Origin of the sequence: Propionibacterium ruminifibrarum, assembly GCF_900289195.1 — a bacterium.
Classification (GTDB): Bacteria; Actinomycetota; Actinomycetes; order Propionibacteriales; family Propionibacteriaceae; genus Propionibacterium; species Propionibacterium ruminifibrarum.
This window is the reverse complement of sequence record NZ_OMOH01000009.1, coordinates 40,568-66,260: the sequence shown is the minus strand read 5'-3', so window position 1 is coordinate 66,260 and position 25,693 is coordinate 40,568. Positions and strand designations below refer to the sequence as shown.

21 protein-coding genes are annotated in these 25,693 nt (G+C 68.9%); 6 read left to right on the top strand and 15 right to left on the bottom strand.

Going from position 1 to position 25,693, the window contains the following annotated elements; all coding sequences use genetic code 11:
* Nucleotides 1-194 precede the first annotated feature (194 nt).
* The 3 genes from PROPJV5_RS10255 to PROPJV5_RS10245 form a co-directional block, all read right to left on the bottom strand.
* Nucleotides 195-1,382, bottom strand: coding sequence for a LysM peptidoglycan-binding domain-containing protein (locus tag PROPJV5_RS10255; RefSeq protein ID WP_147385428.1), 1,188 nt, complete (start codon nt 1,380-1,382; stop codon nt 195-197).
* Nucleotides 1,383-2,020: 638 nt separating this feature from the next.
* Nucleotides 2,021-2,899, bottom strand: coding sequence for a glycosyltransferase (locus PROPJV5_RS10250; RefSeq protein ID WP_119716263.1), 879 nt, complete (start codon nt 2,897-2,899; stop codon nt 2,021-2,023).
* Nucleotides 2,896-3,867 (bottom strand): glycosyltransferase, encoded by a 972-nt coding sequence (locus tag PROPJV5_RS10245; RefSeq protein ID WP_119716262.1) that lies wholly within the window; start codon nt 3,865-3,867, stop codon nt 2,896-2,898. The genes PROPJV5_RS10250 and PROPJV5_RS10245 overlap by 4 nt, the downstream gene beginning before the upstream one ends.
* 315 nt (nt 3,868-4,182) lie before the next feature.
* Here PROPJV5_RS10245 and PROPJV5_RS10240 point away from each other — a divergent pair, with 315 nt between their 5' ends.
* The gene (locus PROPJV5_RS10240; RefSeq protein ID WP_182858686.1) at nt 4,183-5,271 is read left to right on the top strand and encodes an LGFP repeat-containing protein; all 1,089 of its coding nucleotides are present in this window, start codon (nt 4,183-4,185) and stop codon (nt 5,269-5,271) included.
* A 70-nt stretch (nt 5,272-5,341) separates the two neighbouring features.
* Here the strand turns inward: PROPJV5_RS10240 and PROPJV5_RS10235 are convergent, their stop codons facing one another.
* From PROPJV5_RS10235 to PROPJV5_RS10210, 6 genes are all read right to left on the bottom strand, one after another.
* Nucleotides 5,342-6,112, bottom strand: coding sequence for a lysophospholipid acyltransferase family protein (locus PROPJV5_RS10235; RefSeq protein WP_119716260.1), 771 nt, complete (start codon nt 6,110-6,112; stop codon nt 5,342-5,344).
* Nucleotides 6,112-6,888 (bottom strand): SDR family NAD(P)-dependent oxidoreductase, encoded by a 777-nt coding sequence (locus PROPJV5_RS10230; protein WP_119716259.1) that lies wholly within the window; start codon nt 6,886-6,888, stop codon nt 6,112-6,114. Before PROPJV5_RS10230 ends, PROPJV5_RS10235 begins: the two co-directional genes overlap by 1 nt.
* Before the next feature lie 184 nt (nt 6,889-7,072).
* The gene (locus PROPJV5_RS10225) at nt 7,073-8,263 is read right to left on the bottom strand and encodes an acetate/propionate family kinase (protein WP_119716258.1); all 1,191 of its coding nucleotides are present in this window, start codon (nt 8,261-8,263) and stop codon (nt 7,073-7,075) included.
* Between the two features lie 24 nt (nt 8,264-8,287).
* Nucleotides 8,288-9,850 (bottom strand): phosphate acetyltransferase, encoded by a 1,563-nt coding sequence (gene pta / locus PROPJV5_RS10220; protein WP_119716257.1) that lies wholly within the window; start codon nt 9,848-9,850, stop codon nt 8,288-8,290.
* A gap of 97 nt (nt 9,851-9,947) precedes the next feature.
* Nucleotides 9,948-10,577, bottom strand: coding sequence for a hypothetical protein (locus PROPJV5_RS10215; RefSeq protein ID WP_119716256.1), 630 nt, complete (start codon nt 10,575-10,577; stop codon nt 9,948-9,950).
* Between the two features lie 86 nt (nt 10,578-10,663).
* Entirely contained in the window at nt 10,664-11,857 is a 1,194-nt protein-coding gene (locus PROPJV5_RS10210; protein WP_182858685.1) for a sensor histidine kinase, read from the bottom strand.
* 244 nt (nt 11,858-12,101) lie between these two features.
* Here PROPJV5_RS10210 and PROPJV5_RS10205 point away from each other — a divergent pair, with 244 nt between their 5' ends.
* Entirely contained in the window at nt 12,102-12,791 is a 690-nt protein-coding gene (locus PROPJV5_RS10205) for a response regulator (RefSeq protein ID WP_119716254.1), read from the top strand.
* A gap of 12 nt (nt 12,792-12,803) precedes the next feature.
* Here PROPJV5_RS10205 and PROPJV5_RS10200 read toward each other — a convergent pair whose 3' ends face one another.
* Nucleotides 12,804-16,091 carry a DEAD/DEAH box helicase gene (locus tag PROPJV5_RS10200; RefSeq protein WP_182858684.1) on the bottom strand — a complete coding sequence of 1,096 codons (3,288 nt, stop codon included), beginning with the start codon at nt 16,089-16,091 and terminating at the stop codon, nt 12,804-12,806.
* A 273-nt stretch (nt 16,092-16,364) separates the two neighbouring features.
* Between PROPJV5_RS10200 and PROPJV5_RS10195 the strand changes: the two genes are divergently transcribed.
* Genes PROPJV5_RS10195 through PROPJV5_RS10185 form a run of 3 tightly spaced genes read left to right on the top strand, consistent with a single transcriptional unit; the run spans nt 16,365 to nt 19,680 of the window.
* Nucleotides 16,365-17,159: a deoxyribonuclease IV gene (locus tag PROPJV5_RS10195; RefSeq protein WP_119716252.1), complete on the top strand. Its 795-nt coding sequence runs from the start codon at nt 16,365-16,367 to the stop codon at nt 17,157-17,159.
* A gap of 1 nt (nt 17,160) precedes the next feature.
* Nucleotides 17,161-19,092 (top strand): AMP-dependent synthetase/ligase, encoded by a 1,932-nt coding sequence (locus tag PROPJV5_RS10190; RefSeq protein WP_119716251.1) that lies wholly within the window; start codon nt 17,161-17,163, stop codon nt 19,090-19,092.
* Nucleotides 19,093-19,101: 9 nt separating this feature from the next.
* Nucleotides 19,102-19,680 carry a TetR/AcrR family transcriptional regulator gene (locus PROPJV5_RS10185; RefSeq protein ID WP_119716250.1) on the top strand — a complete coding sequence of 193 codons (579 nt, stop codon included), beginning with the start codon at nt 19,102-19,104 and terminating at the stop codon, nt 19,678-19,680.
* A gap of 34 nt (nt 19,681-19,714) precedes the next feature.
* Here the strand turns inward: PROPJV5_RS10185 and PROPJV5_RS10180 are convergent, their stop codons facing one another.
* The 4 genes from PROPJV5_RS10180 to PROPJV5_RS10165 all read right to left on the bottom strand — a co-directional run bounded on the left by PROPJV5_RS10180 (nt 19,715) and on the right by PROPJV5_RS10165 (nt 23,782).
* Nucleotides 19,715-20,506, bottom strand: a complete 792-nt coding sequence (locus tag PROPJV5_RS10180; RefSeq protein WP_119716249.1) for a helical backbone metal receptor — start codon at nt 20,504-20,506, stop codon at nt 19,715-19,717.
* Between the two features lie 90 nt (nt 20,507-20,596).
* Nucleotides 20,597-21,232 carry an alpha/beta fold hydrolase gene (locus PROPJV5_RS10175; RefSeq protein ID WP_119716248.1) on the bottom strand — a complete coding sequence of 212 codons (636 nt, stop codon included), beginning with the start codon at nt 21,230-21,232 and terminating at the stop codon, nt 20,597-20,599.
* Nucleotides 21,229-22,098, bottom strand: a complete 870-nt coding sequence (locus PROPJV5_RS10170; RefSeq protein ID WP_220474412.1) for a helix-turn-helix domain-containing protein — start codon at nt 22,096-22,098, stop codon at nt 21,229-21,231. The genes PROPJV5_RS10175 and PROPJV5_RS10170 overlap by 4 nt, the downstream gene beginning before the upstream one ends.
* Nucleotides 22,099-22,594: 496 nt before the next feature.
* Nucleotides 22,595-23,782 carry an AAA family ATPase gene (locus tag PROPJV5_RS10165; RefSeq protein ID WP_119716246.1) on the bottom strand — a complete coding sequence of 396 codons (1,188 nt, stop codon included), beginning with the start codon at nt 23,780-23,782 and terminating at the stop codon, nt 22,595-22,597.
* A 356-nt stretch (nt 23,783-24,138) separates the two neighbouring features.
* Between PROPJV5_RS10165 and PROPJV5_RS10160 the strand changes: the two genes are divergently transcribed.
* The gene (locus PROPJV5_RS10160; RefSeq protein ID WP_119716245.1) at nt 24,139-24,576 is read left to right on the top strand and encodes a hypothetical protein; all 438 of its coding nucleotides are present in this window, start codon (nt 24,139-24,141) and stop codon (nt 24,574-24,576) included.
* 54 nt (nt 24,577-24,630) lie between these two features.
* Here PROPJV5_RS10160 and PROPJV5_RS10155 read toward each other — a convergent pair whose 3' ends face one another.
* Entirely contained in the window at nt 24,631-25,653 is a 1,023-nt protein-coding gene (locus tag PROPJV5_RS10155) for a LacI family DNA-binding transcriptional regulator (protein WP_119716244.1), read from the bottom strand.
* Nucleotides 25,654-25,693 lie beyond the last annotated feature (40 nt).

Below are 25,693 nucleotides of genomic sequence, written 5' to 3'. Positions count from 1 at the left end.
CGACGATGACAGTCAGGATGGCGTTACCGGACACGGCTCTGGCAGCAGCGACAAGTTCAGAGCCACTTGGCGTCTGGTAAAGACCAAGGGCTGACAAACTGAGAGCGGCGAATGTCTGAATAACAGTTTTAATAGCTCTCTCGAGAGTCCCCTTCCAGAAAGCTCTTGTGAGGATGTCACTGGTACAGCTCATATCAATCTTTCTGTTTGGTGGCTGTGACAGGGACAACAATCTTTCGGCCAACTTCGAGGAGATTGGAATCCAAGTCTGGGTTTGCAGCGATGATCTCGGCAGTTGTCGTGTTATGCTCTACGGCAATAGTATCCAGTGTTTCTCCGGATGAGACGACGTGAACGGCGGAGTCGAGTAGAGCGGATCCGTCTGATCTGGGCTTCTGTTCGTGCAGTTGGGCATATTGATCCACAGATTCGTTAATGGCGTTGTCGACAGCTTTAATGATCTGTTCAGTATCAGTTTCAGTCGCAATGGAGGATACTGCGGCAACGATCGAGTTCTTCACGTCAAGAACGAACGAGTCCATATATGCCATGATGGTGCCGACTGAGACTTCTTTATCAGCACGAGGGTCATCTGAAGGCAAACCAGCACGTTTGACGGTTTTACCCCATACCGAATTCGGGATAAGAGATTCTAGACGCTGCTCATTGGAGCCGAGCAGGGTCTCTGCCCATTCACCGCGACCAAGGCGGCGATTAGTGATGAGTTTCGCACCTGACACACCGTGCCAAACTGCGTCGTGGATCTTCCTGAGGTCATCCTGGGTTACTGCCATGAGTCCGTCTCCTTCATAAGTCCAATTGTTTCGGTTAAGAATGTTGAGTGCGGCGATGATTGATCGAGTGCGCAGTTCGAATGCTGGCACGTAGTAGCTAGCGTCACCGGCGTTAATAAGACCGCTGATGGCGTTCCAATTACGGTTTGTCCAATAACTGGCTGGGATGTTCGCGGCAAAGTACCAGATGCAGGCAAGCCATGCCCAAGGCATCGTGGCAACCTTGTTCGGGTTGGATACCATATCGGCGGAACTTGTGGCATAGCCGAGTTTCTGTGCCCATGCCCCGAAGGCGCTGTAGTTGCTCTGATGCGTGAGCTGAATGCAGCCTCGGCCATAGTATGGTGCATACCATGCATTAGCGCCGCCATATTCGACAAGGCTGCAGTACCAGTCGGTTTCTTGGGCGGATTCACCGATCATAGCGGCAACGGCTTCGCGGCTGGTCATGCCGTCCGCGTGTTGCAGGGCATTGGATAAGCCATCGGCGAGCTGTTCTGGAGTGCCGACGCGGGTTCGACCTCCCCAGGCTATGCCTTGCACCTCGACTGCCGCTTTAATTGCGGCAGCTAGGGTACTGTCTGTCATTCTAACCTCCTTTGTTTAATGAGTTTGTCTGTTTCTAACGAGCGGTTTTTTTTTACGTTCCTCCCTGACCAGTGGGTGGAGACACTGATTAATCCGCCTTCGACCCAAACCCAAGGAGTCGAGTGGGTAGTAGTGCGTGCGCACTGTGCTAATTTGATCCCCTGCGTGGCGATCCATTCAGCGAGTCTTTTTACCCTGAGCGCTTTTAAATGACTTGGCGGGTACTGGGTCGCGTGCGATCCGCGCCGAAGCCGCTTGCATCGGTGCTGTCTGCTTCCTGCGGTGCTTAGCACATTGGGAGTCGTCAAGTAGTTGTTGTGTTTAGTAGTTGGCGGTGCACCTCCTTTTCTGTATGCAGTACAAGGTACACGATACATAAGTTTTGCGCAAGTCCTCCTGTTCTCAGACCGCGTTCGAATCCAGAGGCTTGGAGGTATCCAATCGGTACCCTCGGGCCCGAGGTAGGTACGTCTCTACTACGTAGCAATGAGTGACCTAGATGGTCTGGGGATGCCCGGAGACTCCGCTCGGGTAGGCCAGTGCCCCGATGGCACGAAGAATGGACAGGACCAGCTCCCATGCCTGCCCGCAGCTGCAAAAGCTGTCAGCTTCCCCGATGCAGTGCTTCACAGAGCACGTCAGCAGGATGCGGGCCGCCCCTTGGTCTGCACCCTGCCCCTGCCGTGTCGCACCATGATCCGGTACGCCGGTTTGCGGGCCCATGTGGGCACGAGACGGTAGCCGCCGCGCACGACGATGTTGCGCAGCCCCTGCCGCCGGGTGACGAAACCCGATGTCATGAAGGCCCGCTGCAGTTCGATCTCGCTGCGCAGCATCTCCTCGCCGCCGCGGCGCTGGTAGGCGCCGGCGCCGACCCGGTAGAGCACCAGGGGCTCGGCCAGATTGGCCACCCTGGACCCCGTTTGCAGCATGCGGACGAACAGCCAGTAGTCCTCCATCTTGGCGAGCCTGCGGTAGCCCCCGGCACGGGCCACAGCGGCCTTGCGGTAGACGACCGTCGGATGGTTGAAGGGGTCGCGGAAACGCGCCATCTCGGTGATCTTCTCCGGGGTGGTGGGCAGTACCCGCACCACACCCCGCGGGCCCGCTTCCGTCTCGAACTCCTGGATCGCCGCGCCCAACAGGTCCAGTGGCTCACCTCCGTCGCCCACGATGACGGGGATCTGTGTGGCGAACCGGTGGGGCAGCGAGATGTCATCGGCGTCGGCGCGGGCGACGATCTCGTAGCGGCAGGCCTTGAGGCCTTCGACGAGAGCGTCCGCCAGGCCACGGTTGTGGCCGATGCGCACGACGGTGACGGGCACCCCGCCGACCGCCGAGCCGTCGATGGCGGCGTCGAGGATCGCCTCGATCTCGTCGCTCACCTCGCCGTCGCGGACGATGACGATCTCGTCCGGCTTGAGGCTCTGGTCGATGCTCACCGACCGCAGGGCGCGGGTGAAGAACGCCGGGTCGTCGCCGGCGTAGACGGGCAGCAGAACGCTGAAGGCGGTCATCTGTCCCCCTCGATGGCGAGGACGTCGGCCTCGACCGGCGTGCCGGCCAGCACCCGGGCATTGCTGCGCGGGCCGTGGCGCAGGCCGTCACGCAGCCCGGCCCGCAGACCCTTGCGCAGGATGCGGCGGTCGGATGAGGCCTTGACGGTCGCAGCCCAGCGGCGCAGGGTCGAGCCCCCGTAGAGCAGGCGCTCCCAGGCCGCCAGGGCGGGCGAGCGGGTGAACATCCACACCTTGTTGCGCACCTCCTGGTAGAACCGCGGCCCCGGATCCGCGCTCGTGTCCCCGAACGTCTTCGTCAGGTGCTGGACGCGGCTGGCCGGGACGTACAGGCCCTCGCGGAAGCGCAGCAGGCGCGTCGTGTACTCGAAGTCGTCGTTCCACAGGAAGTAGTCGCTGATCGGCAGGCCCTCGGCGCGGATCGCCTGGGCGTCGATCAGGATCGAGACGAACGATGCCGAACGGATCTGGCGGCACCCCACGCGCGCGGCGTCGCGTCTGCGTTCGCGGCTCGCGCCGACCCGGGCCCGCGGCGTGTTCATCGGGTGCTCACGGCCGTCGTGCCAGTCGGCGCGGCTGGCCAGCACCGCCGGAGGGCGCGGGTAGCGGTCACGGACCTCCAGGAGGGCCTGCAGCGCCCCGGGGCCGGGGACCGTGTCGTCGTCCATGATCCACACCAGGTCGGCGTCGTAGCGGTTGCAGGCCACCGCGATACCCGAGGCGAAGCCGCCGGCGCCACCAGTGTTCGTCGCCATGGTGACGACCTCGGTGACCGCCGGGTGCTCGGCCGCCACGTGCGGCGACTCGTCGGTCGAGGCATTGTCGATGACGACCAGCGCGTCGGGCCGGCGCGTCTGCGCTCCCAGCCCGTCGAGACAGCGGCCGAGCAGTTCGGCGCGATTCCACGCCACGACGACCGCGACGACGCGGGGTGCGGCAGCACCGCCTGGGGCGTGGGGATCGGTCATGGCACAAGGTTATCTGGCGGCAGCGGTCCTGTGCTCAGGGCGTGCCGACGAGCGATGACTCAGGTGATTCTCAGGATTCCCGGACAACAGGCGGGTTAATCCCTCAGGTGGTTCTCAACTTGCTGGCCTATCATGCAGCGACCCCACCGCTGCCAAAGGCGCCGACCGGCAGGCACGTCATTGCTCGAGCTGTTCGTGACGCCGGCCTTGCTGGGGCGTTCGGGATGGGCGTCCCACCGCCCCATCGGGTCGTCCGATGGGGGATGACCGTGGATGGTCATCAACCCGAGCCCACGAGAGAGGACACGAACCCCCATGACGAACCACCGCACACTGGTCCATGCGCCATCGGCCCGGCGCGTGGCCGCGCTCACCGCGGCGCTCCTGATGCTGGTCGGCCTGATCCAGCTGGTCCCCACCGGCCAGGCCGTTGCCGCCTCTGAGATCAGCGCGAAGTACGAATCCTATGGCGGCGCCTCCAGTCGTCTGGGCCAGCCCACCAGCAAGGAGGTCTGCGGGCTGAGGAGGGGCGGCTGCTACCAGAACTTCCAGGGCGGGGCCATCTACTGGTCCGAGGCGACCGGCGCCCACGTCAGCGTCGGGTCCATCCGGGGCAAGTGGGTCTCGTTGGATTCCCACCGGGGTTTCCTCGGCTACCCCACCAGTGACGAGGTCTGCGGGCTCAAGGGCGGCGGCTGCTACCAGAGCTTCGAGGGCGGGCAGATCCACTGGTCTCCGGCTACCGGCTCCCACCCCACCTCCGGCAGGATCGCCCAGGCATGGGAACTCGCCGGCAAGGAGGAGGGTTCCCTCGGCTATCCCACCGGTGATGAGGACTGCGAGGTCGATGGATACGGCTGCATCCAGGACTTCCAGTACGGGCAGATCGTCCGCCAGAACAGGGACGGGTTTTTCGCCTACATCATGGCCGGTGCCATCAAGGATGCGTGGTACGGGAAGGACCTGAGTCTCATCCTCGAGTACCCGGTGAGCGATCAGGTCTGCGGCCTCCCCCCGGAGGGGGGCTGCATCCAGCTCTTCCAGTTCGGGCAGATCGCCTGGAGCCCCAGCACCGGTGCCCATGGCGTCCTCCGCGATATCGCGAACTACTGGGAGGACCACGGCTGGTGGGACGGCCCCCTCGGCTACCCGCTCGATGACACGGGCTTCGACAACGGTACGGTGTTCCAGTACTTCCAGGGCGGCTTCGTCTACTTCGACTCCAACGGCCGCAGATCCGTCGTGGAGGGCGCCACTTACGAGACCTGGTACGCGGCAGGTGGCCTGTCGAGCCAGTACGGTGCCCCGGTGGGCGACGCGAGCTGCGATGAGGACGGCACCTGCACGCAGGAATTCGAGCACGGAACCATCACGCGCTACGCCGATGGCACCGTGAAGCCCTGAACCCCGGGGCCGCTGACCGGGAGGGGACGCCCCGGCCGCGGTGCCAGGCGAACATGACCCGGTGCCGCGGTCAGGCGTCCCTCTTCTTGTCCTTCTCCTGCGTGGTACGGGCCCGCTCGATGGCCGCCAGGTGCATCATCTCGGCCTGGGTGGGCATGCCGTAGGCCCGGGCCACGCCGTCGTGCATCTCGATGATCTTGCGGCGCACCCGCTCGGAGAACTCGTGGGCGATCTCACCCGGTTCGGCGGTCATCGGGGCGCCGTAGACGACGTGCACGTCGGGACGGCCCGGCAGCCACCGCTTCTCGGTGGGCGGCCACGCCGCCCACGAGCCCACGAGCGCGACCGGCACGATCGGCACGTTGTGGGCGATCGCCAGGGCCGCGGTGCCCGGCTTGAAGCGGCCCATGCCGCCGGTTCGTGAACGGGTGCCCTCGGGGAAGATGAGCAGCGAGACGCCGGCGTCGAGCAGTTCACCGGCCATGCCCCGGTGGTTCTTGCCCTTGCTGCGGGTGCGGTCGACGGGGAACGCGTTCATGAGCAGGTGGGTGCCCATGGCGGTGTACCACTTGTCGAAGAAGTAGTCGGCCGCGGCGCCGGTGGCCAGTTCCTTGGTGAGCCGGTTCGGCATCGTCAGCATGATGAGCGGGCCGTCCAGGTGACCGGAGTGGTTGGGCGTGACGAGGAACGGCGCCCGCAGCCCGTCGAGGTGCTCCAGGCCGTGCACGTGCACCTTGACGGCGCGGTTGAGCACGGGCTTGATGAGACCGAAACGCACCGAGTCGCGGGCGATGGCCGCCACCGTCGACTTGTACAGGCGTGGGTTGCGTCCGAAATCCATCAGCGGGCCCCCTGCCTGTCATGGCCGCGACGCACCCCTGCTGCCACGCGGCGGGGAAGCCAGGCCGGACCGTGACGCAGCATCCAGCCCGCCACCTTCCAGATGGTCTTCGGGGTCACCTGGACCCTGCCCGCCGCGGCCGCCGCGAGCGCTTCGGAGGCCACCTGCTCGGGGCTGGTCCACGCCCAGCCGGGTAGGTGGGGGCGGCGCATGCCGGCCGCCGCGTGGTAGTTCGTCCGCACCCAGCCGGGCAGGACGACGGTGGCGTGCACCCCCGTGCCGGTGAGCCGGCCGGCCAGGGCCTCGGTGTAGCCGATCACCCAGCGCTTGGTCGCCGAGTAGACGTCGGCGTCGATGAGGGCGTTGATCGAGGAGACGTTGATGATCTCGCCGGCCCCGCGTCCGGCCATCTGGCGCGCGGCGGCGCCCGACAGGACGAGGACGGCCAGCGCCATCGCGTTGAGCGCCGCCGCCTGGGCGGTCCAGTCGGCCTCGAGCAGGTCGGTGTGCGCCGCGAAACCGGCGTTGTTCACGAGGGTGTCGATCTCGTGGGCGTCGATGAAGGCCTCGACCGCGCGGATGCCCTCCTCCGCGGTCAGGTCGGCCGACAGGGTCTCGACTCCCACCCGGTGCCGGGCCCGCAGCTGCTGCGCCGCCTCCTCCAGCCGCGCGGCGTCGCGCGCCACGAGCACCAGATCGTCACCGCGGGCCGCGAGGGCGTGGGCGAACGCCAGCCCGATGCCACTACTTCCCCCGGTGACGAGTGCGGTAGACATGGCAGCCAATCTAGTCGGTCCCCAGCATCGGCTCCACCAGTACGCACCATGCGGGCGAGTCCGCGTGGGGCGGCCGGGGCAGGGGGCGATGCGCCGCCGGGCCGGGGAGTGGGGTTGGTGACACACGTGCAGGGGCCGGTGGGGATGGCACCCGCCGGCCCCTGCACGAGGAGGAGGGAGGCGATCAGCCGGCCAGCAGGCTCGCGGCCTGCTGCGCCATGGCCAGTTCCTCGTTGGTGCTGATGACCAGCACCTTGACCGCCGAGTCGGGGGCCGAGATGAGGTGCGGGGCCTTGTCGCGCTTGCTGTTCAACTCCTCGTCGAGGACGACGCCGATACCGGCCAGCTTGTCGCAGACCAGCTTGCGAACGAACGACGAGTTCTCGCCGATGCCCGCGGTGAAGGTGATCGCGTCGAGGCCGCCGAGCAGGGCGGCGTAGCCGCCGATGTAGAAGGCCAGCCGGTGCGTGTACACGTTCATGGCGTTGATCGTGTCCGCGTCGCCCGCCTCGAACTGGGCCTCGGCGTCCCGCATGTCGGTGACGCCCGACATGCCGAGCATGCCCGAGTTCTTGTTGAGCTCGGCGTCGATCCGGTCGACGTCCCAGCCCTCGGCGCGGTGCAGGTAGGCGAAGATGCCCGGGTCGATGTCACCCGAGCGGGTGCCCATGACCAGTCCGGCGAGCGGCGTCAGCCCCATCGAGGTCTCGATGGCCCGGCCGCCCTTGACGGCCGAGATGGAGGCGCCGTTGCCGAGGTGGCAGACGATCTGGCGCAGCGAACCCGCGTCGGCGCCCAGCACGCCCGGCACCAGGCCGGCGATGTACTGGTGGCTGGTGCCGTGGAAGCCGTACTTGCGGATCGAGTGCTTCTTCGCCAGCTCGCGGTTGATGGCGTAGGTGTACGCCTCGTCCGGGAGGTTGACGAAGAACGCGGTGTCGAAGATGCCGACGTGCGGCACGCCCGGCAGCAGCTCGAGGGCGGCGCGGATGCCCTTGATGCCCGCGGGGTTGTGCAGCGGGGCCAGCGGGACGAGCTCCTCGAGGGTCGCCAGCACCTCGTCGTCGATCACCGTCGGGGCCGCGAAGCGGTCACCGCCGTGCACCGTGCGGTGGGCGACGGCCGCGACGTCGTCGAGGGACGGGCCGTGGTCGGCGAACATCGAGAAGACGGCCTCGAGGGCCACCGTGTGGTCGGGCAGTTTCGGGGTGACGGAGAACTCGTCGTCGCCGACCTCGTGGGTGACGATGCCGTCGTTCGCGTCGCCGATGCGCTCCACCAGCCCCTTGGCCAGCACGGCCTCGGACTCGGGGTCGATCAGCTGGTACTTCAGGGAGCTGGAACCGCAGTTCAGCACCAGGATTGGCTTGGCCATTTCTCTCCTTGTCAGGTCCGGGTCTCAGGCGAGCGGGCCGCTCGTGCCCTGGGCCTGGATGGCGGTCATGATGATGGTGTTGACGATGTCATCGACGAGGGCGCCGCGCGACAGGTCGTTGACGGGGCGGCGCAGGCCCTGCAGCAGCGGGCCGATGGCCACCGCGCCGGCGGTGCGCTGGCAGATCTTGTAGCCGATGTTGCCGGCTTCGAGATCGGGGAACACGAACACGGTCGCATTGCCGGCCACCTCGGAGTCGGGCATCTTCTTCTTGCCGACGACCGGGTCGATGGCGGCGTCGAACTGGATCGGGCCGGCGATCTTCTCGTCCGGGACGCGCGAGATGGCGTCCTCGTAGCCGGCGCGGACCCGGTCGACGTCCGGGCCGCTGCCGGAGGTGCCCGTGGAGTAGGTCAGCATGGCGACCTTCGGGTCGATGTTGAACATGCGGGCCGTCTCGGCGCTGGCCACGGCGATGTCGGCGAGCTGGGCCGGTTCCGGGTTCGGGGTGACGGCGCAGTCGGCGAACAGCAGCACACGATCCTTGAGGCTCATGAGGAAGGCGCCCGAGACGGTCTTCATGCCCGGGTTGGTCTTGATGAGCTGCAGGGCCGGGCGGATGGTGTTGGCCGTGGTGTGGTTGGCGCCCGACACGAGGCCGTCGGCTCCGCCCATGTAGACCATCATCGTGCCGAAGTAGGCGCCGTCGGTCATGGTCTCGCGGGCCTGTTCGATGGTGACGCCCTTCTTGGCGCGCAGTTCGGCGAACTTGGCGGCGTAGGTCTCGATCCGCTCCGGGTCGTTCATCGAGACGATCTCGACGCCGTCAAGGTTGAAGCCAAGCCTGGCGGCCTCGGCCCGCACCTCGTCGGCCTCGCCGAGCAGCACGACCTTGGCGACACCGCGGGCCGCGACGATCGAGGCGGCCTCGAGAATGCGGGGGTCCTCGCTCTCGGGCAGCACGATGGTCTTCAGGTCGGACCTGGCCTGGGCCATGAGTTCGTAGCTGAAGCGGGCCGGGGTGCGGGTGGCGACCGGCTCCGAGGCGGCAGCGAGCACGGCGGCGAGGTCGTCGCCGAGCACGGCGGCCGGCACGCCGAGCGAGGCCAGCAGTGTGCGGGTGGCGTCGGTGTGCGAGGGGTTGGTGGCGACGATCGCCGCAACGGTGGCGCACTCGCCGGCCAGCCCGTCGAGTGCGACGCGGGCCGCGCCGAGCGTGTGATCGGGCCCCTTGGATGCGTCGATGGCCAGCACCACAGGGGCGGCCAGGTCGGCGGCCAGCCGGCCGTTGAGGGCCAGCTCGGTGGGGGCGGTGACGCCGGTGTAGTCGGTGCCCACGGCGACGACGTGGCCCTTCGCGGCGAGGGCCTCGAAACGTTCGATGATGCCGGCGCTGGCCTCATCGGGATTCTTGGCGAATTCCTCGAAGGAGGCGCCGACGAGACCGTCGGAGGCGGCCTGCGTGGACAGCGGGTGGAAAACTGCGACGGGATCGGACTGGCGGCCCGCGGCCTCGGCGATGGCCTGAGCAACGGCGCTCAGATCGGCCTGGGCATCGGGGGACGCAACATATACACGTGTGCTCACGGAACAAAGTTACGCCACAAGGGCGGTTCCGGCCGAACCGGGCGAGAAAAGGTTGACAGTCAACAAGGATGTGTGCTGGTTGCCCGGCCCGGCGGCGTCAGCCCAGCAGGCCGCTGTCGCGCACCTGGGCCGCGGCGACGGCCACGATCGCGCCCAGCATGACTACTGCTCCCACGATCAGGGCCGCCACGGGCAGCGGGTGGGCCAGCGCCGCCACGAGCGCCCCGCCGGTCACGAGGACGCCGGTGATCGCCCGGCGGGCCCTCACCCGCTGCACTTGGTAGATGACCGCCAGGCCGATGAGCAGGGCGGCCATGGCCCAGGCGGCCAGCTGGGGCAGCTGCGGGCCCTTGCCGGTGAACATGTCGATGATTCCGATGTGCAGGGCGAGCATGAGCACCGAGAGCATCACCAAGACGACGGTCCAGACCAGCCGTTCGTGTCGCCGGCCCGCTACGGTGCGCGGCGCCAGGGGCCGGGTGAGGCGGTTCCACACGGGCATGAGCAGGAGCAGCAGGGCACTGGCCGCGAGCGCGACGGGCATCGCCGCGGCCGCCACGGCGCGCGAGACCACCGAGGCGCCGTGGCGTCCCGCGGCCTGCCGGGTGAGGATCTGCGCGGGCATGTCATCCCAGGACCACAGGCTGTAGCAGACCATCGCGGCCAGGCTGATCGCGGTGACGGCGTAGCCGACGGCGGGGTGGACGGTGCGGTGCCGGGTGTTCATCACGGGCTCCTTCGTGGGACTGCTCCCACGATGCCCGGCGGCACGTCGGCGTGTCATCGTCCATCAGGGCACCGAGGACCTCCTCCTTAAGTCCCACCCGGGCGGTGACCGTCCTGCCCGGAGCGCTGCGGCAGCCGGGCCAGGACCTGCCAGCCGTCCTGGTTCGGGCCCGCCGTCAGCTGCCCGCCGAGCAGCTCGCAGCGCATGCGCATGCCCTCGACGCCCAGCCCCGACCCGCCCAGGCCCGGGGCGGGCCTGGTGGCACGGGTGTTGGTGATCGACAGGCTCACCCAGCCGTCCGCCTCGGTGAGACGCACGTCGATGCGCGCCCCGGGGGCGTGGCGGTGGGCGTTGGTCAGTGATTCCTGGATGACCCGGTACAGGGCCAGCCCCACGGCGGGCGAGACGTCCGGGACGGCGGGGATGTCGAGGCTGATGTCCGGGTTGATGGTCCTGGCCGTGTGCAACAGCTCGGGCAGATCGGTGAGTGTCGGCTGGGGCGTCACGGCTGCCAGCGCGCCGGCCCGGAGGATGCCGACCACCTCGTGCAGGTTCTCGCTGGCGACCGTCGCCTCACGGGTCAGCTCGTCGAGCAGCTCACCTGCCCGCTCGGGGTCCTCGGCCAACTTGCGCCGGGCGAGCCGGGCGTCGAGCAGCACGGCGGTCATGTGGTGGGATGCCACGTCGTGCAACTCGCCGGCCATGAGGCCGCGCTCGGTCTCGAGGGCCTTGGCGATCCGCGCCTCGCGTTCGGCGCGTTCGGCCCGCAACAGCGCCTGCGCCCCGGATGCCCGCTCGTCCGCGACGCGCAGCCACGCCCCAGCGAGGAGGGGCGCCGCGATGAAGAGGGTTCCCGAGCCGAGCCCCATCACCGCGCGCACACCGACCGACGTGGAGTCGCTGCCCCGCAGGGTGAGGACGAAGACGAGGACCGTGGTCGCGGTGAACAGGCCCGCGACGCCCCAGGCGACCCGGGCCGGTGCGCGGCGCCCTGCCCAGTAGGCCACTGGCAGGTAGATCAGGGCCTGCGTCGCAAAGGGGTTGTGTTGCACGAATGCCATCGTCAGGCAGGTCGCATGGCAGACGGTGAGTGCCAGCAGAGGGTGGGCCGGCAGCGCCAGGGCGCAGATGACGCCGAGGAGCGCCGCGCCGCCGCAGGCCAGGATCTGGCCGGTCGACCCGCCGACCACGGCGAGTGCGGTGAGCGCGCCGGCGAGCATCGTCGCCAGCGCGACGTGGCGCGCGGCCGGGTCGGCGTGGCACGCCCGGGTCATGACCATGCGCCCCACCCCTCGTCGTGATCGCGTGTCCGGGTCCGCTGGCAGCCCTGCGGACCCTACAACCGGAACCATACGCAGGATCGGTGTCGAATCGTGGCCGGTGACGGGTGCCGTCGTTCGTGGCCGGGAGCCCCCTGGCCGGTGAACCCACCTCCCGGACCGGGCCGGTCGGCCCTATCGTGGACCTGATCACCGCCCCTGCACCGGGGCGGGCCAAGGGCATGTCGCACGGACGGGAGGGACGATGCTGCGCGACCCGGCCAACGACCAGTCGGATCCCGACGCCACAGAGCCGATCACCGTGCTCATCGCGGACGACCAGGAGATCGTCAGGCGAGGGCTGAGCGATTTCCTGTCCGATGCCCCCGGGCTCCGGGTGATCGGTCAGGCCGGTACGGGTCGTGAAGCGGTGCGACTCGCCGCGCGTCTCGGACCCGACGTCGTTCTCATGGACCTGCGCATGCCGGACGGCGATGGGCTGTGGGCCGGCGAGCAGATCCTGGCGTCACCCGACCCGGCGAGAATCCTCGTCCTGACCACCTTCGACCTCGACGAGTACCTGTTCGCGGCCATGGACCTGGGCGCGGCCGGCTTCGCGAACAAGGACCTCGACCTGGACGAGCTGGCCGAGGCGGTACGCACCGTCGCCGGCGGCGGCTGCTGGCTGTCACCGGGGGTCGCTGCCCGGCTCGCCGGCGAGTTCGCCCGGCGCCGGCCGGCCCGCGCCTCGGGTGGTGCCGACCCCCGGACCCTCACGCCCCGGGAGCGTCAGGTGGCCGCCCTGGTGGCCGAGGGGCTGAGCAACCAGCAGATCGCCCGCCGCCTGGGGCTCGAGGTGACCACGGTGAAGGCCCACATCGGCTCGATCCTCACCCGCCTGGACATGACGAACCGAGTGCAGGTCGCCATCTGGGCCCACGACCACCGGCTCTGAGCCGGGCCAGTCTCAGGCCAGCAGCCCGCGGATGTCGTCGAGGGTGAGGGCGCCGCTGCTCAGTGCCTCGTCGCCCACCACCTGGTCGAACAGGTCGCGTTTGCGCTGCTGCAGCTCCACGACCTTCTCCTCGACGGTGTCGGCCGACACGAGACGATAGACCATCACCTGCTTGTCCTGGCCGATGCGGTGGGTGCGGTCGATGGCCTGGCGTTCGGCCGCCGGGTTCCACCACGGGTCGAGGACGAAGACGTAGTCGGCCTCGGTGAGGGTCAGGCCGAAGCCGCCGGCCTTCAGCGAGATGAGGAAGGCCGTCGCGTCGCCCTCCTTGAAGGCCCGCACCCGCTCCTCGCGGCGTCGGGTGCGCCCGTCCAGGTACTCCCAGCCGATCTGCTCCTCACTGAGCCGGTCGCGGACCAGCCGCAGGAAGCTGGTGAACTGGCTGAACACGAGGGCCCGGTGCCCGGCCTGGGCGAGCGAGTGCAGCTGCTCGACCAGCGAGTCGATCTTCTCCGAGCCGACCGCCAGGTCGTCGGTGTCCAGCAGACCCGGGTGCAGGCTCAGCTGGCGCAGCCGGGTGAGGGCGGCGAGGATCTCGATGCGGTGCGTGCGCGAGTTGTCGTCGAGCAGGCCCAGGACGCGCATCCTCGTGGCGGCCAGCTCGCGGTCGTAGATGCGGCGGTGGGCGCGGCTGAGCGCGATCGGCACGACGAACTCCTGCTTGGGCGGCAGCTCGGCCGCCACCTGCTCCTTGGTGCGGCGCAGCATGAGCGGGCGGGTGCGGCGGTGCAGCACGTCGAGCCGGTCGGGCTGCTCGCCCGACTCGATCGGGCGGGCGAAACCGGTCTGGAAGCGCTTCGGCTCGGGGAACAGGCCCGGCGCGGCGATCGACAGCAGGCTCCACAGGTCCATGAGGGAGTTCTCGAGCGGGGTGCCGGTGATGACCAGCCGCATGCGCGCCAGCAGGCGCCGCACGATGGAGTAGGTCTTGGCGGTGTGGTTCTTGACGAACTGCGCCTCGTCGAGCACGAGCAGGCCCCACTCCAGCGAGGTGAAGCTCGCCTCGTCCAGCCGCACGAGCGTGTACGAGGCCACGACGACGTCGGCGCCCTCGACCGCCCGGGCGAGGGGGACACCGGACTTGCTGGCCGTCTGGTCGATGACGACGATCCGCAGCGATGGCGCGAACTTGCGGGCCTCGCCCGTCCACGCGGCCATGACCGAGGTGGGGGCGATGACCAGCGCCGGGTGCGTCAGCTCGCCGTCCTGCCTGGCCCGCGCGATGAGCGCCAGGGTCTGCAGCGTCTTGCCCAGGCCCATGTCGTCGGCGAGGATGCCGCCGAGCCCGGCAGTCCACAGGGCGCTCAGCCACTGGTAGCCCTCGACCTGGTAGGGGCGCAGCTCGGCCCCGATCGTGTCCGGCACGGCCGGCGGGGCGGCCTCGTCGAGGCTCAGGAGCGCGGCCACCGAACGCTGCCAGCGCGCCGAGGACGCGGCGATGACGCCGGAGGCCTGCAGGTCCTGCCACACGCCCAGGTCCCAGCGACTCAGCCGCATCCGGCCGGTGTCGGGGTCGACGAGCCGGGACGCCTCGTCGGCGAGGTGGCGCAGCGGGTCCAGCTCGGGCCGTTCGAGGTCGATCCAGGCCCCGTCATCGAGCATGACGTGGTCGTCACCGGCCGCCATGGCCGTCAGCAGCAACGTCACCGGCACCTCCCGGTCACCGACGCGGACACTGACCGACAGGCCGAACCAGTCCGTCGAGTGGGCCAGCGTGGCGTCCTCGATGGCCGAGGTGGCCTCGAGGGGGCCGTCGGGGTCGTCGTCGAAGATCTCGATGCTCAACTGCGGGGCCGCGGTGAGTTCGGTGTAGCCGGGCCGTGCGCCGATGGACTCGACGAGCACGCCGGGGTCGGCCTCCAGCACCGGCAGCCCGTGGGCGACGAAGTCGAGCAGGGCCCGCCCGGACAGCTCGGCGGACGAGCCCCCGACGAGGCCGTGCACCCGGTCGAGCAGCTCGCGCGTCTCGTCGCTGATGAGGCCGGCGGGGCAGCGCTCCAGCTCGAGACGGGTGCTGTGCCCGGCCGAGGCGAGCGTGACCCCGCTGCGCAGCGAAGCCCGGCCGATCTGGCTGAAGTCGATCTGCACCCACACGCCGCTGACCGGCGGCTCGCTGATGTCAACCGCCTCGTCACTGCTCGTCAACCGCATGTGCCCGCGCAGCTGCGGGGCGTACAGGCTCAGGAAACGAGGCAGGTCGGCGGCCGGCAGCGTCAGTGAGGGGGCCGCGTCGAGCAGCGGACGGACCGCCTGGTCGACGGAGTGGTCGAGCTCGGTCAGGCGCAGCTCACCGCGCGGCTCGGTGCGCAGGATGCCGTGGGCCGGGTCGCCGAGCAGGGTCCAGCCGGGGCGGAAGGGCTCGGCGCGCCCGTCGTGCTGCAGCTGCACCTGAAGCTCGTAGTCGTCGCCGGACGCGGTGAGGTCGAGACCGAGCGAGGCCTTCGCCTGGTCGAGGTGCACGCGGGCGTGGCGGCGATCACCCAGGTCGTGCAGCAGCTCGACGCCCGCGCCGACGGCCCTGCGCAGCTGCGCCCAGACCTCGGCCGGCAGCGACTCGAGCGTCATCCGGTTCATCGCGTAGGTGTCTCCGGCGCTCAGCAACTGCGCCAGGCCCAGGGCGGCGGCGCGCTGGTCCGAACGGGCCTGCACCGCGGCGGGGGAGTCGATGAGGTCGCGCCAGCGCACGCGCTTGCTCACCCAGTCGCCGTCCACGCCGGTGCGCAGCAGGTGCATGTGCCAGCGCCCCGACGAGGAGTAGTCGTAGCCGGCCATGCCGGCGCTCTCGAAGACGACGGCCAGTTTGCGCGAGCCGCCCTGCTCGGGTGCCAGCCGTGCCATGGCCCGCTCCCACGAGCTGGTCGGCGCCGGTGTCGCGTCGGCGGCCCTGCCCTCGAGGACGAGCTGCGCGGCCGAGCGGGTGCTCATGAGCAGCGCGGCGGCGTGCTTGCAGTCCTTGCCCTTCGGGCACGTGCACGCGTCCGACCAGGTGACGACCCGCCGGCCCGCGCTGATGAACCGGATCGAGGTGTCGTACGGGGACGACAGGGTGCCCTGCACATGCCCCGACAGCGTCTCGGTGTCCAGCCGGACGTCGGTGACGACACCGGCCCGGGCGGCGTAGGCGGCACCCCGCTCGAACGAACGCTGCGGGTAGTGGTTGAGCAGGATCTCATCGCTCAACCGCGCCAGCCAGCGCAGCTGGACCGAGGCCGCGGGATCGTAGTCGAGGTGCGCATTCATCCGGGCAATCTTAGGCGCCGCCGCCGGACGGGGCGAACAGGAACAGGGTCGCCAGACGGCAGTGGACACCGGGCAGGGCGCGGGCAGCGCCATGGCGGACGGCAGGGGCCACCGCGGGACGACTCGTGGCCCGATGCCCTGCGACCCGGCTCCGGCGGGCGGCGACGTGGAGTCGTTCCTGGCGCAGACACCGGCCCCGGCCTGTTCCCCTCATCGGAGGGGCGCGGCCCGTGCAGTGGGGGGAATCGCGCCGCATCCAACTAGGCTCTCGGTATGTCAGTCCTGATCGGTTCTCACGTCGACGAGAAAGACCCCGTTGGTGAGGCTGCCGCGCGCGGCGCCGAGATCGCCCAGATCAGCCTGGGCGATCCGCAGAGCTGGAAGGGGCCGGCCCTCGCCTACGAGGGCGGTCCGCAGGCCCTGCGCGCCGCGGCCGAGGCCGCGGGTCTGGCACTCGTCGTCCACGCCCCCTTCGTCATCAACGTGGCCAGCACCAACAACCGCATCCGGGTGCCGAGCCGCCGCCTGCTGCAGAAGCACGTCGACATGGCCGCCGAACTCGGCGCGATCGGTGTCGTCGTCCACGGCGGGCACGTCACGGCGAAGGACGATCCCGAGGCCGGCTACACGAACTGGGCCAAGGCCGTGGACGGGCTGGATGCCGCGGTGCCGGTCCTCATCGAGAACACGGCGGGCGGGCAGCACGCCATGGCCCGCCGGCTGGAGTCGCTCGACCGGCTGTGGACGGCGATCAGCGAGGTCGACGCCGACGGCAAGGTCGGTTTCTGCCTCGACACCTGCCACGCCCACGGCGCCGGGCTGGGGCTCGACGGCCTCGTCGAACGGGTCATGGCGATCACCGGACGCATCGACCTGGTGCACGCCAACGACTCCCGCGACGAACCGGGCACCGGAGCCGACCGGCACGCCAATCTCGGCCAGGGGCGGGCCGACGCCGAGGCCATCGCCCACATCGTCGCCACGGCCGGAGCACCCGCCGTCGTCGAGACCCCCGGCGGTGCAGAGGCCCAGGCCGCCGACATCGCCTGGCTGAGAGCGAGGAGCTGACATGTCCCACCACCGCCCGCTGCACTACGCGCAGGACAACGTCGCCCTCATGTTCAAGGCCGCCGCCGCCCGCTACAGCCACCGCCCGGCCACCCGGGTGCGCGTCGGCGACGAGGGCGCGGTCTGGGACATCGCCACCTACCGCGAGCTGGACGAACGCGCCACCCAGATCGCCTGCGCCCTCCTCGGGGCGGGCATCGCCACGGGGGACCGCGTCGGCATCTACGCACGCAACCGCCCCGAGTGGACCCAGGCCGACCTGGCCTGCCAGTACCTCGGCGCCGTCCCGGTGCCGGTCTACGCGACGAACACCGCCGAACAGACCGCGCACATCGCCAACGACTGCCAGATGGTCGCCGCCTTCACCGGCGGCCCGACCGAGACCGCCACCATGATCGAGGCTGCCGCCGCTGCGCCGAGCCTGCGCCTGGTCGTCTCGATGGACCCCTGCGGCGACGACCTGCCGGCCGGCCCCACCTGGGGCGGCGAGCTGCGCCACCTCGCCGATTTCGCACCCGCCGACGAGGCGGCCGACCCGGCCCTGGCCGCCGAGGTCGACGCGCGCCTGGCCTCGGCCACCGGCGACGACCTGTACAGCATCATCTACACCTCGGGCACCACCGGCGAGCCGAAGGGCGTCATGCTCGCCCACCGCGCGATGATCGCCGAGTTCCGGGCCCTCGACGAGATGTTCGACATCGGCCCGGCCGAGCACTCGCTGTGCTTCCTGCCCCTGTCGCACGCCCTCGAACGCGCCTGGACGGCCTATCTGTGGTCGCTCGGCTGCATGAACACCTACGTCACCGACACCCGCAGCATCGCCGAGCTGATGCCCCTGGCGCGCCCGACCATGGTGGTCGCCGTCCCCAAGCTCTACGAGACGATCATGACGATGGCCCGCGCCCAGGCCGCCGATTCACGGCTGCGCAAACGCATCTTCGACTGGTCGATCGGGGTCGGCGCCAGGGTGCAGGCCGCGTACAACAACGGCGAGCGCCCCTCGCCGGGCGACCGCGTGATGCTGCTCGCGGCCGACCGGCTCGTCCTGAGCAAGATCCGGGGAGCCATCGGCGGCCAGAAGAAGATGCTCGTGAGCGGCGGCGCGCCCCTGTCGCGCGAGGCCGCACTGTTCTTCGGCGCGGCCGGGCTGCAGATCCTCAACGGCTACGGCATGACCGAGGCGGCCCCGCTCATCTCCTTCAACTCCCACTCCCACTGGCAGCGCGGCAGCGTCGGCCGGGTCATGACCGGCGGGCGGCTGCGCATCGGGCCCGAGAACGAGATCCTCTACACCGGGCCCAACCTCATGGACGGCTACTGGGGCGACCAGGAGGCCACCGACGAGGCCTTCTGGACCGACGAGGACGGCACCCGCTGGCTGCGCACCGGCGACGCCGGCAGGATCAACCACAAGGGCTACCTGTTCATCACCGACCGGTTGAAGGACATCATCGTCACCAAGGGCGGCAAGAACATCGCGCCTCAACCCATCGAGGCGCTGCTGCAGGCCGACCCCCTGTTCGAGCAGGCGGTCCTGCTCGGCAACGACAGGCCGTTCCTGACACTCCTGGTGAAGCCCTCGCTTCCCACGATGAGCGAGATCGCCGAGAAACTGCAGATCCAGTACGGCCACGTCAACGAGCTCTTCACCAACCCCCGCGTCGTCGAAGAGGTCAAGGCCCGAGCGGCACGGCTCACCGGGTCGCTGCCCAAGCACGAGCAGTTCAGGGAGATGCACCTGTCCCCCGAGGAGTTCTCCATCGCGAACGGCCTTCTCACGCCGACGTTGAAGGTGAAACGCCGGGAGGTCGAGCGCCGGTTCGCCGACGTCATCGACCAGATGTACGCCCGCTTCTCCGAGCGGCGAGACAAGGTTTCCGGGGCCGCCCAGGGCCGCGTCGCGGCCGAGGCCGGCCCGGGGCCTGCTGCGTAAACTGGCGGCGTGCCCGAACAACCTCGAAGTATCCGCAGCCGCCAGGCGATCATCGAGGCGACCGCCGACCTCATCGGCAGGCAAGGCGTCAGCGGCACCTCGGTGTCGGACATCATCAAGGCCTCGGGCACCTCGACCGGGGCGATCTACCACCACTTCGGCAGCAAGCAGGAGATCATCGTCGAGACCGCCAGGCAGGCGCTCCACTGGCCGATGACCGCCATCGCCGAGTACTTCGACAACCCCGCGTCCCCGGCGGACCTGTTCGGCTACGCGGTCGAGGCCCTGCGCTTCGGCCCGGAGCTGGGTGAACTGCTCGTCCAGCTCGGCGCGGGCGGCCTCAGCGACGACGAACTGGGCAGGGCGCTGCGCGCCGAGTTCAGCCAGCTGCGTGACGGGCTCGACCTGACGCTCGGCTCGTGGGCGCGCAACCAGAACCTGCCCCAGGAGCGGGTGCGGGGCCTGGCGCAGATGCTCGTCGGGCTGATCCTCGGCTTCGCCACCCAGCGGGCCCTCGTCGACGACTTCGACGAGGCCGCCTACGAGGCCCAGGGCCGCGCGATGCTCATGGCCGCGGTCGCCGGCTGACCGGGCTCCAGACGCCGGGCGAGGCCCGGCCCTCTCATTCGCCGCCCATCAGCCGGCGGATCCGTGCACGGGCGTCGACCATGGCCGGGCCGTACCAGACCACCGGCCGTTCGGGAAGGACCCGCACGTCGCGGCCGGGGAAGCACTCGGGCCCGTCGCCGGGGGTGAAGGGGTAGGGCGCGTCGAGCAGCACGATGACGTCGGCCACGGCCCTCGTGATCGTCTCGACGGTGACGGCCGGGTAGCGCGCCGACCGCCAGTCCTCGACGTCGAGCGGGGCCAGCGGGAAACCGGCGCGGCGCAGCAGGTCGGCGGCGTAGGTGCGGGGGCCGATGACCATCCACGGGTCGCGCCAGATGCACACGACGACGTGCGCGCCGGGCTCCTCGTCCGGTGCGCTCCAGGCTCGGCCGGCCGCCGCGAGCCACGTGGGCTCCGGGGCGAGACCGAGCGCCTCGGTGAGGAGCCGGCGCATGCGCGCCAGGGCGCCGTCGACACTGTCCACGTCGGTGACCCACACGTCCACGCCGGCCGCCCGCAGGGCCTCGACGTCGGCTCGGCGGTTCTCCTCCTTCGCCGCGACGACCAGGTCGGGCGCCAGGGCGGTGATGGCCGCCAGGTCGGGGTTCTTCGGGCCGCGCACCCGGATGACGGGGTGCCCGGCCCGTTCGGCCAGGTCGGCCGGGCGGACGCAGAAATCGGTGGCCCCGACGATGCGTTCGGGGCAGCTCAGCGCGAGGGCCTCGGTGAGCGAGGGCACGAGGCTGACCACACGCCGAGGGGGCGCGGCCGGCCCGATGGTGTGGCCGAGGTCATCGGTCGCCATGGTCCCTCCCCGTTCTGCCAGTTTCCACTCTGGCACACCGAGTGGCCACGCGCCGCAGGGCGCCGGCCGGCTGCTGGTGCCGGTCCATGCTCACCCGAGGAGACCCGTCGGCGCCCCGGGCGTTCCAGGGTCGAGAGCGTCAGCGATGGCATCCGGCGCGGCCCGGTTGAGCTCGTGGCCCGCCCCGGGCACGACATGGAGCGTCGCATCCGGTAGGAGCTCTTGCAGCCTGCGCGACGCTCTCAGATTCACTCGGTCGCGTTCGCCACACAGGATCACCACCGGACACACGATCTCGCCCAACCGTGCCGTGAAATCCAGGGACCGCATGGACCGGGCCAGTGCGATCGCATCGCTCTTGGAGATCCCCATGCCACTGAACGACCGGCCCGGCATGCACCGGAACAGGAGGTTCTGGCAATCGATGAGTAGGCGGGGCGCCTTGTACTGCGTCGCGATGAGGACCAGCGAAGCCACTTCGTCCGGATGCCGGATCGTGTAGTCCATGGCGAGCAGTGCCCCCAGTGAGAGACCGCAGAGGCGAAGCGGCTCCGCCGTGCCCGCATATCGGTGCTCCAAGTCGGCCAGCAGCCGGGAATAGCTGACCTCGCCGGTCATCTCGGCGAACAATTCCGGGCAGTCCACCTCACCGGCAGGAATCCGCGAGACCACATCCTCCCAGTCCTTGGCGGTCTGGCCCAGTCCGTGCAGCAGAACGGTTCTCATGCCGGGTCCACCGCATCGTCTTTCCCGCGGTGGCGGACGAAGTCCAGCCCGAAGCAGGAAAGGGCGAGGACGAGGGTGATGGCGCTGTTGAAGACATCTGATGAGAGATCCCGGGTGCCCTGTTGCAGGAACGCGGCCGCCAGGTGAGTGATTGCCACCGGAACGGGGATCATGACGAGGAGGGAGAAGCCGGCCGCCCGATACCAGTTCGGCCAGAACCTGCGGAAGATCCCGTACACCGCCCACAGGGCCGCGATAGAGACCAGCGAGACGCAGGCGCCCAGGGTGAGGACGACGGGTTCAGCCAGGAGGAGCGACAGCAGTGCGAGCAGGGGAATGGGAATGATACTGGCCATGAGCAGGGTCTTCACGACCGGTCGTGACCTGGCCGTCAGGCTCGGGAGCAGCACGAGCCACCCCGCGACGATGGAGACGGCGGCGGTCAGGGACCAGGACAGCCCGTCCGCAGTGAAGTAATCACAGATCAGGCATACGCACATGGCGGTCAACGCCGCGGCCGAAAAACTCACCAGCAGAATGCGCCTGCTCCGCTCGGACAGCCTGTAGCTCCGCTTCATGACGGGCAGCTCATCGGGTTCGACCATGTCATCCTTGATCAGATAATCGGAGGACACGTTGAAGATGTCGCTGAGCTGGGCGATGAAGAACAGGTCCGGTGATGACTGGTTCAATTCCCATTTCGAGATGGTCTGCCTGGTGACTGTGATCCGCTCGGCCAGGGCCTCCTGGGAGAGCCCCTGCTGTTTTCGTAGTCGCTGTATCTTCTCACCGGGGGTCATGCCGCTCGCCTCCTGTTCCACGGGTCTGGGGCAACAGTAGCCAGCGGGCCACGGATCGGCCGCCAACCCTCACAGGAATGGGCGCAACGATCCGTTGCGGCGCCTCTCGTGTGCAGAACGCTCCCGTTCGGGGCGGGTGGACTCGACTGCTCGCCGACCTTGTTTCACCCATGTCATGAGGGCCGTGACAGTTCTCAGCCCGGATCGCTGATCGTTACGAGGCTCATCGCATCAGCAACGTCAATGATGAATCGATGGTTCGAGTCCGATTTGTCTTTTTGGCTGGTGCGGCTGCCGTTGTTCTGGCCTGGTCATGTCGGAAATGAGCATAATATAGGGCAAGTCGTGTGCGTCCTGTGGTTACTCGATTAGGGCGGAATGCCCACGAAGCGAAAGTGAGGGGGCGTTCAAGAATAGCTCCGAGTCTTGCTGGGGTGACATTCTGCGACGTGCTCCAGATGGGTTTGGTGAGGTTTTTGCCTCGGATGGCTGGAGGAGGAGACCGCGCCCCAGTGCTGCTGGTGCGAGAGCATTCGTGCCGATGGTCTCCTCTGTTTATCCTTCAGCGAAAACGATGCTCTCCTTCATTAGGTGCCTCTCCCGCGGAGGGATGTCCACCGAGAAGATTCATCTCCCAGAGGTTTCCGGTGGAATAGTCGTCCAAGAAGGGTTTCAGGAATTCCTCGTTGGGGCGGGTCGCCTGAGTGGTGCCATTGACTCTGTCGAGGACCGCGATCTCACCCAGCTCGAAATGAGAGACCAATGGTACCGACTGAGTGGCCAGAATGACCTTGTGGCCGGTTCTTCCCGCGATGCGGGTCAGCTCCGCGAGGAGTCCGATAGCTGCTGGGTGGAGTCCGAGTTCGGGTTCGTCGAGGATGACAGTAGCCGGCAGGTCTGGGCTCAGCAGCAAGGTGGTCAGGCAGATGAAGCGCAGGGTGCCATCGCTGGCCTCGGATGCCCGGAAGGTGCGGTCCAAGCCTCGTTGCTTCCACTGCAGGCGAATTCGTTCCGCAGAGTCGGGTTTGAGGACGAAGTCATCGAAGAAGGGCGTGACATGACGTACTACGGATACAATTCTCTGGTAGTTCTTCGGGTGCTCTTCGCGGAGCCGGTACAGATAGGCGGCTATATTCTCTGCGTCAGAATGGAGGGCCGCGTCGTCCCCGATCGTTGACCAGCCCTGGACAGGGGCGTTGGCTGAGACGTCATCGAAGTGGAAGACCCGGCAGTCGGCTCCGATGGGGCGGACGTTGCCGGCGAAGTTCCGGAACTTGCCAGCAGGCCCGGGGTCGGTGACGTCGCGGATAATGCTGTGAATCCCAGAACCCATGTCTTCCGCGTAGGGCTCTTTGTCATTTTCCATATCGCAGAAGAGCAGCCACTCACGGATCTCGACCCGCTCCGTGTCGCCCACCTCGTCTGGCCGGAGTGTCACTCGGTAGCCATTGCGCATGGCCACACTGTCCGAATCCGCTGTGCCCACCTCGGACAGCAGCTCGATGAGGATCTGCTCGGCACGGCCGTCATCGCCGGCGTAGAGCAGGCTGCCCACCCCACCGCGTTGCCTCAGGTACTCCTGGAAGGAGTCGTCCCAAATGCGGGAGACGAGCTCCAAGGCACTGACGAGGTTCGATTTGCCGGAACCATTGGCGCCGATGAGCACAGTGACGTCCGAGGTCAGGTCCAGCTCGAGATGACGTATCGACCCCAGCCCCTCGACGACGAGACGGCCCAGACGAACCACCATGCGACAAGCTTAGATGATCCAGTGTGGCAACGATTGGAGTCGCGGCTCATCACAGCGGAGGCTCCCCGCGCCGCCCGACTCATCCATGGCTCGCGAAGGCCGGTGCGATGCCTCGCCAGACAGTTGCTGTCCAATGCGCCGCGTCTTCGTGTGACCACGATGACCCCGTGTTCCCCGGCCCATGACGGGGCAGGACTGTGCAAGCCATCGCGGGATCCGATGGGCCCTCCCGGGTGATCGTTACGACAGCTGCGCGGGGCCGGCTCGTCTCCCCGTACGGTCTCCCCGGAGCGCTGGGATGCTGGCCGGTACGCGATGATGGGCCTACCGCAATCCCATTTCGCAGGAGGTCTGCCATGTCAACTGAGGTGTCACGGCTCAGATCCGGACCCGACGCCGGAGAGCGGCCCGGCGGGCTCGGTCTCGGCCGCATCGACTTCGTCGTGCCGGGCCTGGCCAAGGACGTCATCGACGGCTCCCGGCAGGTCTGGCTGACGGTGGTCGGCCTCGACCACGAGGCCTTCACCGACGGGCGGGCGCGGGCAACCCTGCCCGGCTGGTTCCGCAGGGCCTGCCGGCGCCGCCCGGCCGGTTCCGACCGGATCTGGGACGTCGACGCCTGGCTTTCCTGGGCCGACCCCGACGAGCGCCCCTGGCGCTGGTGGGACGCCGACGTCCTGGACGAGGACCGCGGCTGGGTGAGCATCGTCCTGTCCGAACGGCCCTGCCCGGTCGGGGTTCTGGAGGCCACCCTTCACACCCTGGGCGCCACGAGGGTCGACACCGACATCTGACCGTCGGCCCACTCGCCGTCATGGCGCCGTTCGGGCCCGTGGAGGGCCGGCGTGTCACGCCGCCGGCGCCGCCGTACTGGCCCGCACGACGAGCCTGGTCGGGATGATGACATGGCTCTCCTCCAGCGGCTGCCCCTGGGCCTGGGCGAGTACCAGCCGGACCATCTCGGCGCCGGCCCGGCGGAAGTCCTGCTGGACGGTCGTCAGCGGGGGAAAGGCGTACTCGCCCAGCGGCAGCCCGTCGAAGCCCACGACGGAGACGTCCTCGGGCACCCGCCTGCCAGACTCGTGCAGGGCCCGCACCAGGCCGAGCGCCACCTCGTCGTTGGCGCACAGCACCGCGGTGACCTCCGGGTCCCGGGCCAGCTCGAGCCCGGCCGCGTAGCCGTCACCGGCCTCCCAGCCGCCCGGGATCGGATCGGGCGCCGCGATCCCCGCCTCGGCCAGGCAGTGCGCCCACGCAGCCGACCGGACGTGCGCGGAGCGGGAGTCCGCGGGGCCCGCGATGTGGTGCACCGTGCGGTGCCCCAGACCCAGAAGATGACTCACCGCGTCGCGCACGCCCTGCACCTGATCGGCCGACGCCGACGGGTAGCGCTCGACGAGCGCCGAGTCGGAGGAGGCCACCGGCATGCCGGCCGGCAGCGCCAGGTGCTCGGCCGTGGCCGTCCCGGCCTGGACGATCACCAGGCCGTCGATCGCCTGCTGGGCGAGCCGGTGCACCGCCCGGCCCATCTCCTCGGCGCCGGGCTGGGCGACCTGCGCCATGACCACCGTGTACCCGGCCCGTGCCGCGGCCTCCAGGACGCCGCTGGTCGTCCAGGCCTCGCCGGTGCGCTGGATCTGCTGGGTGAGCACGCCGATCGTGCGGAAGGCGCCACTGCGCAGCACCTGGGCGGCCCGGTTCGGTGAGTAACCGAGCTTGTCCATCGCCTGCAGGACCCGCTGCCTGGTCCCGGCGCTCACGTTCGGCGCGCCGCGGGAGACCCTCGACACCGTCTGGGAGGAGACGCCCGCGAGCCGCGCGACGTCGTTGATCGACGGCGAGCCCGCCGTGGCTGACCGGGGGTTCCTCATGAACCGGACCCTATCAGGGCGCGAAGACCGCCCCGGGACT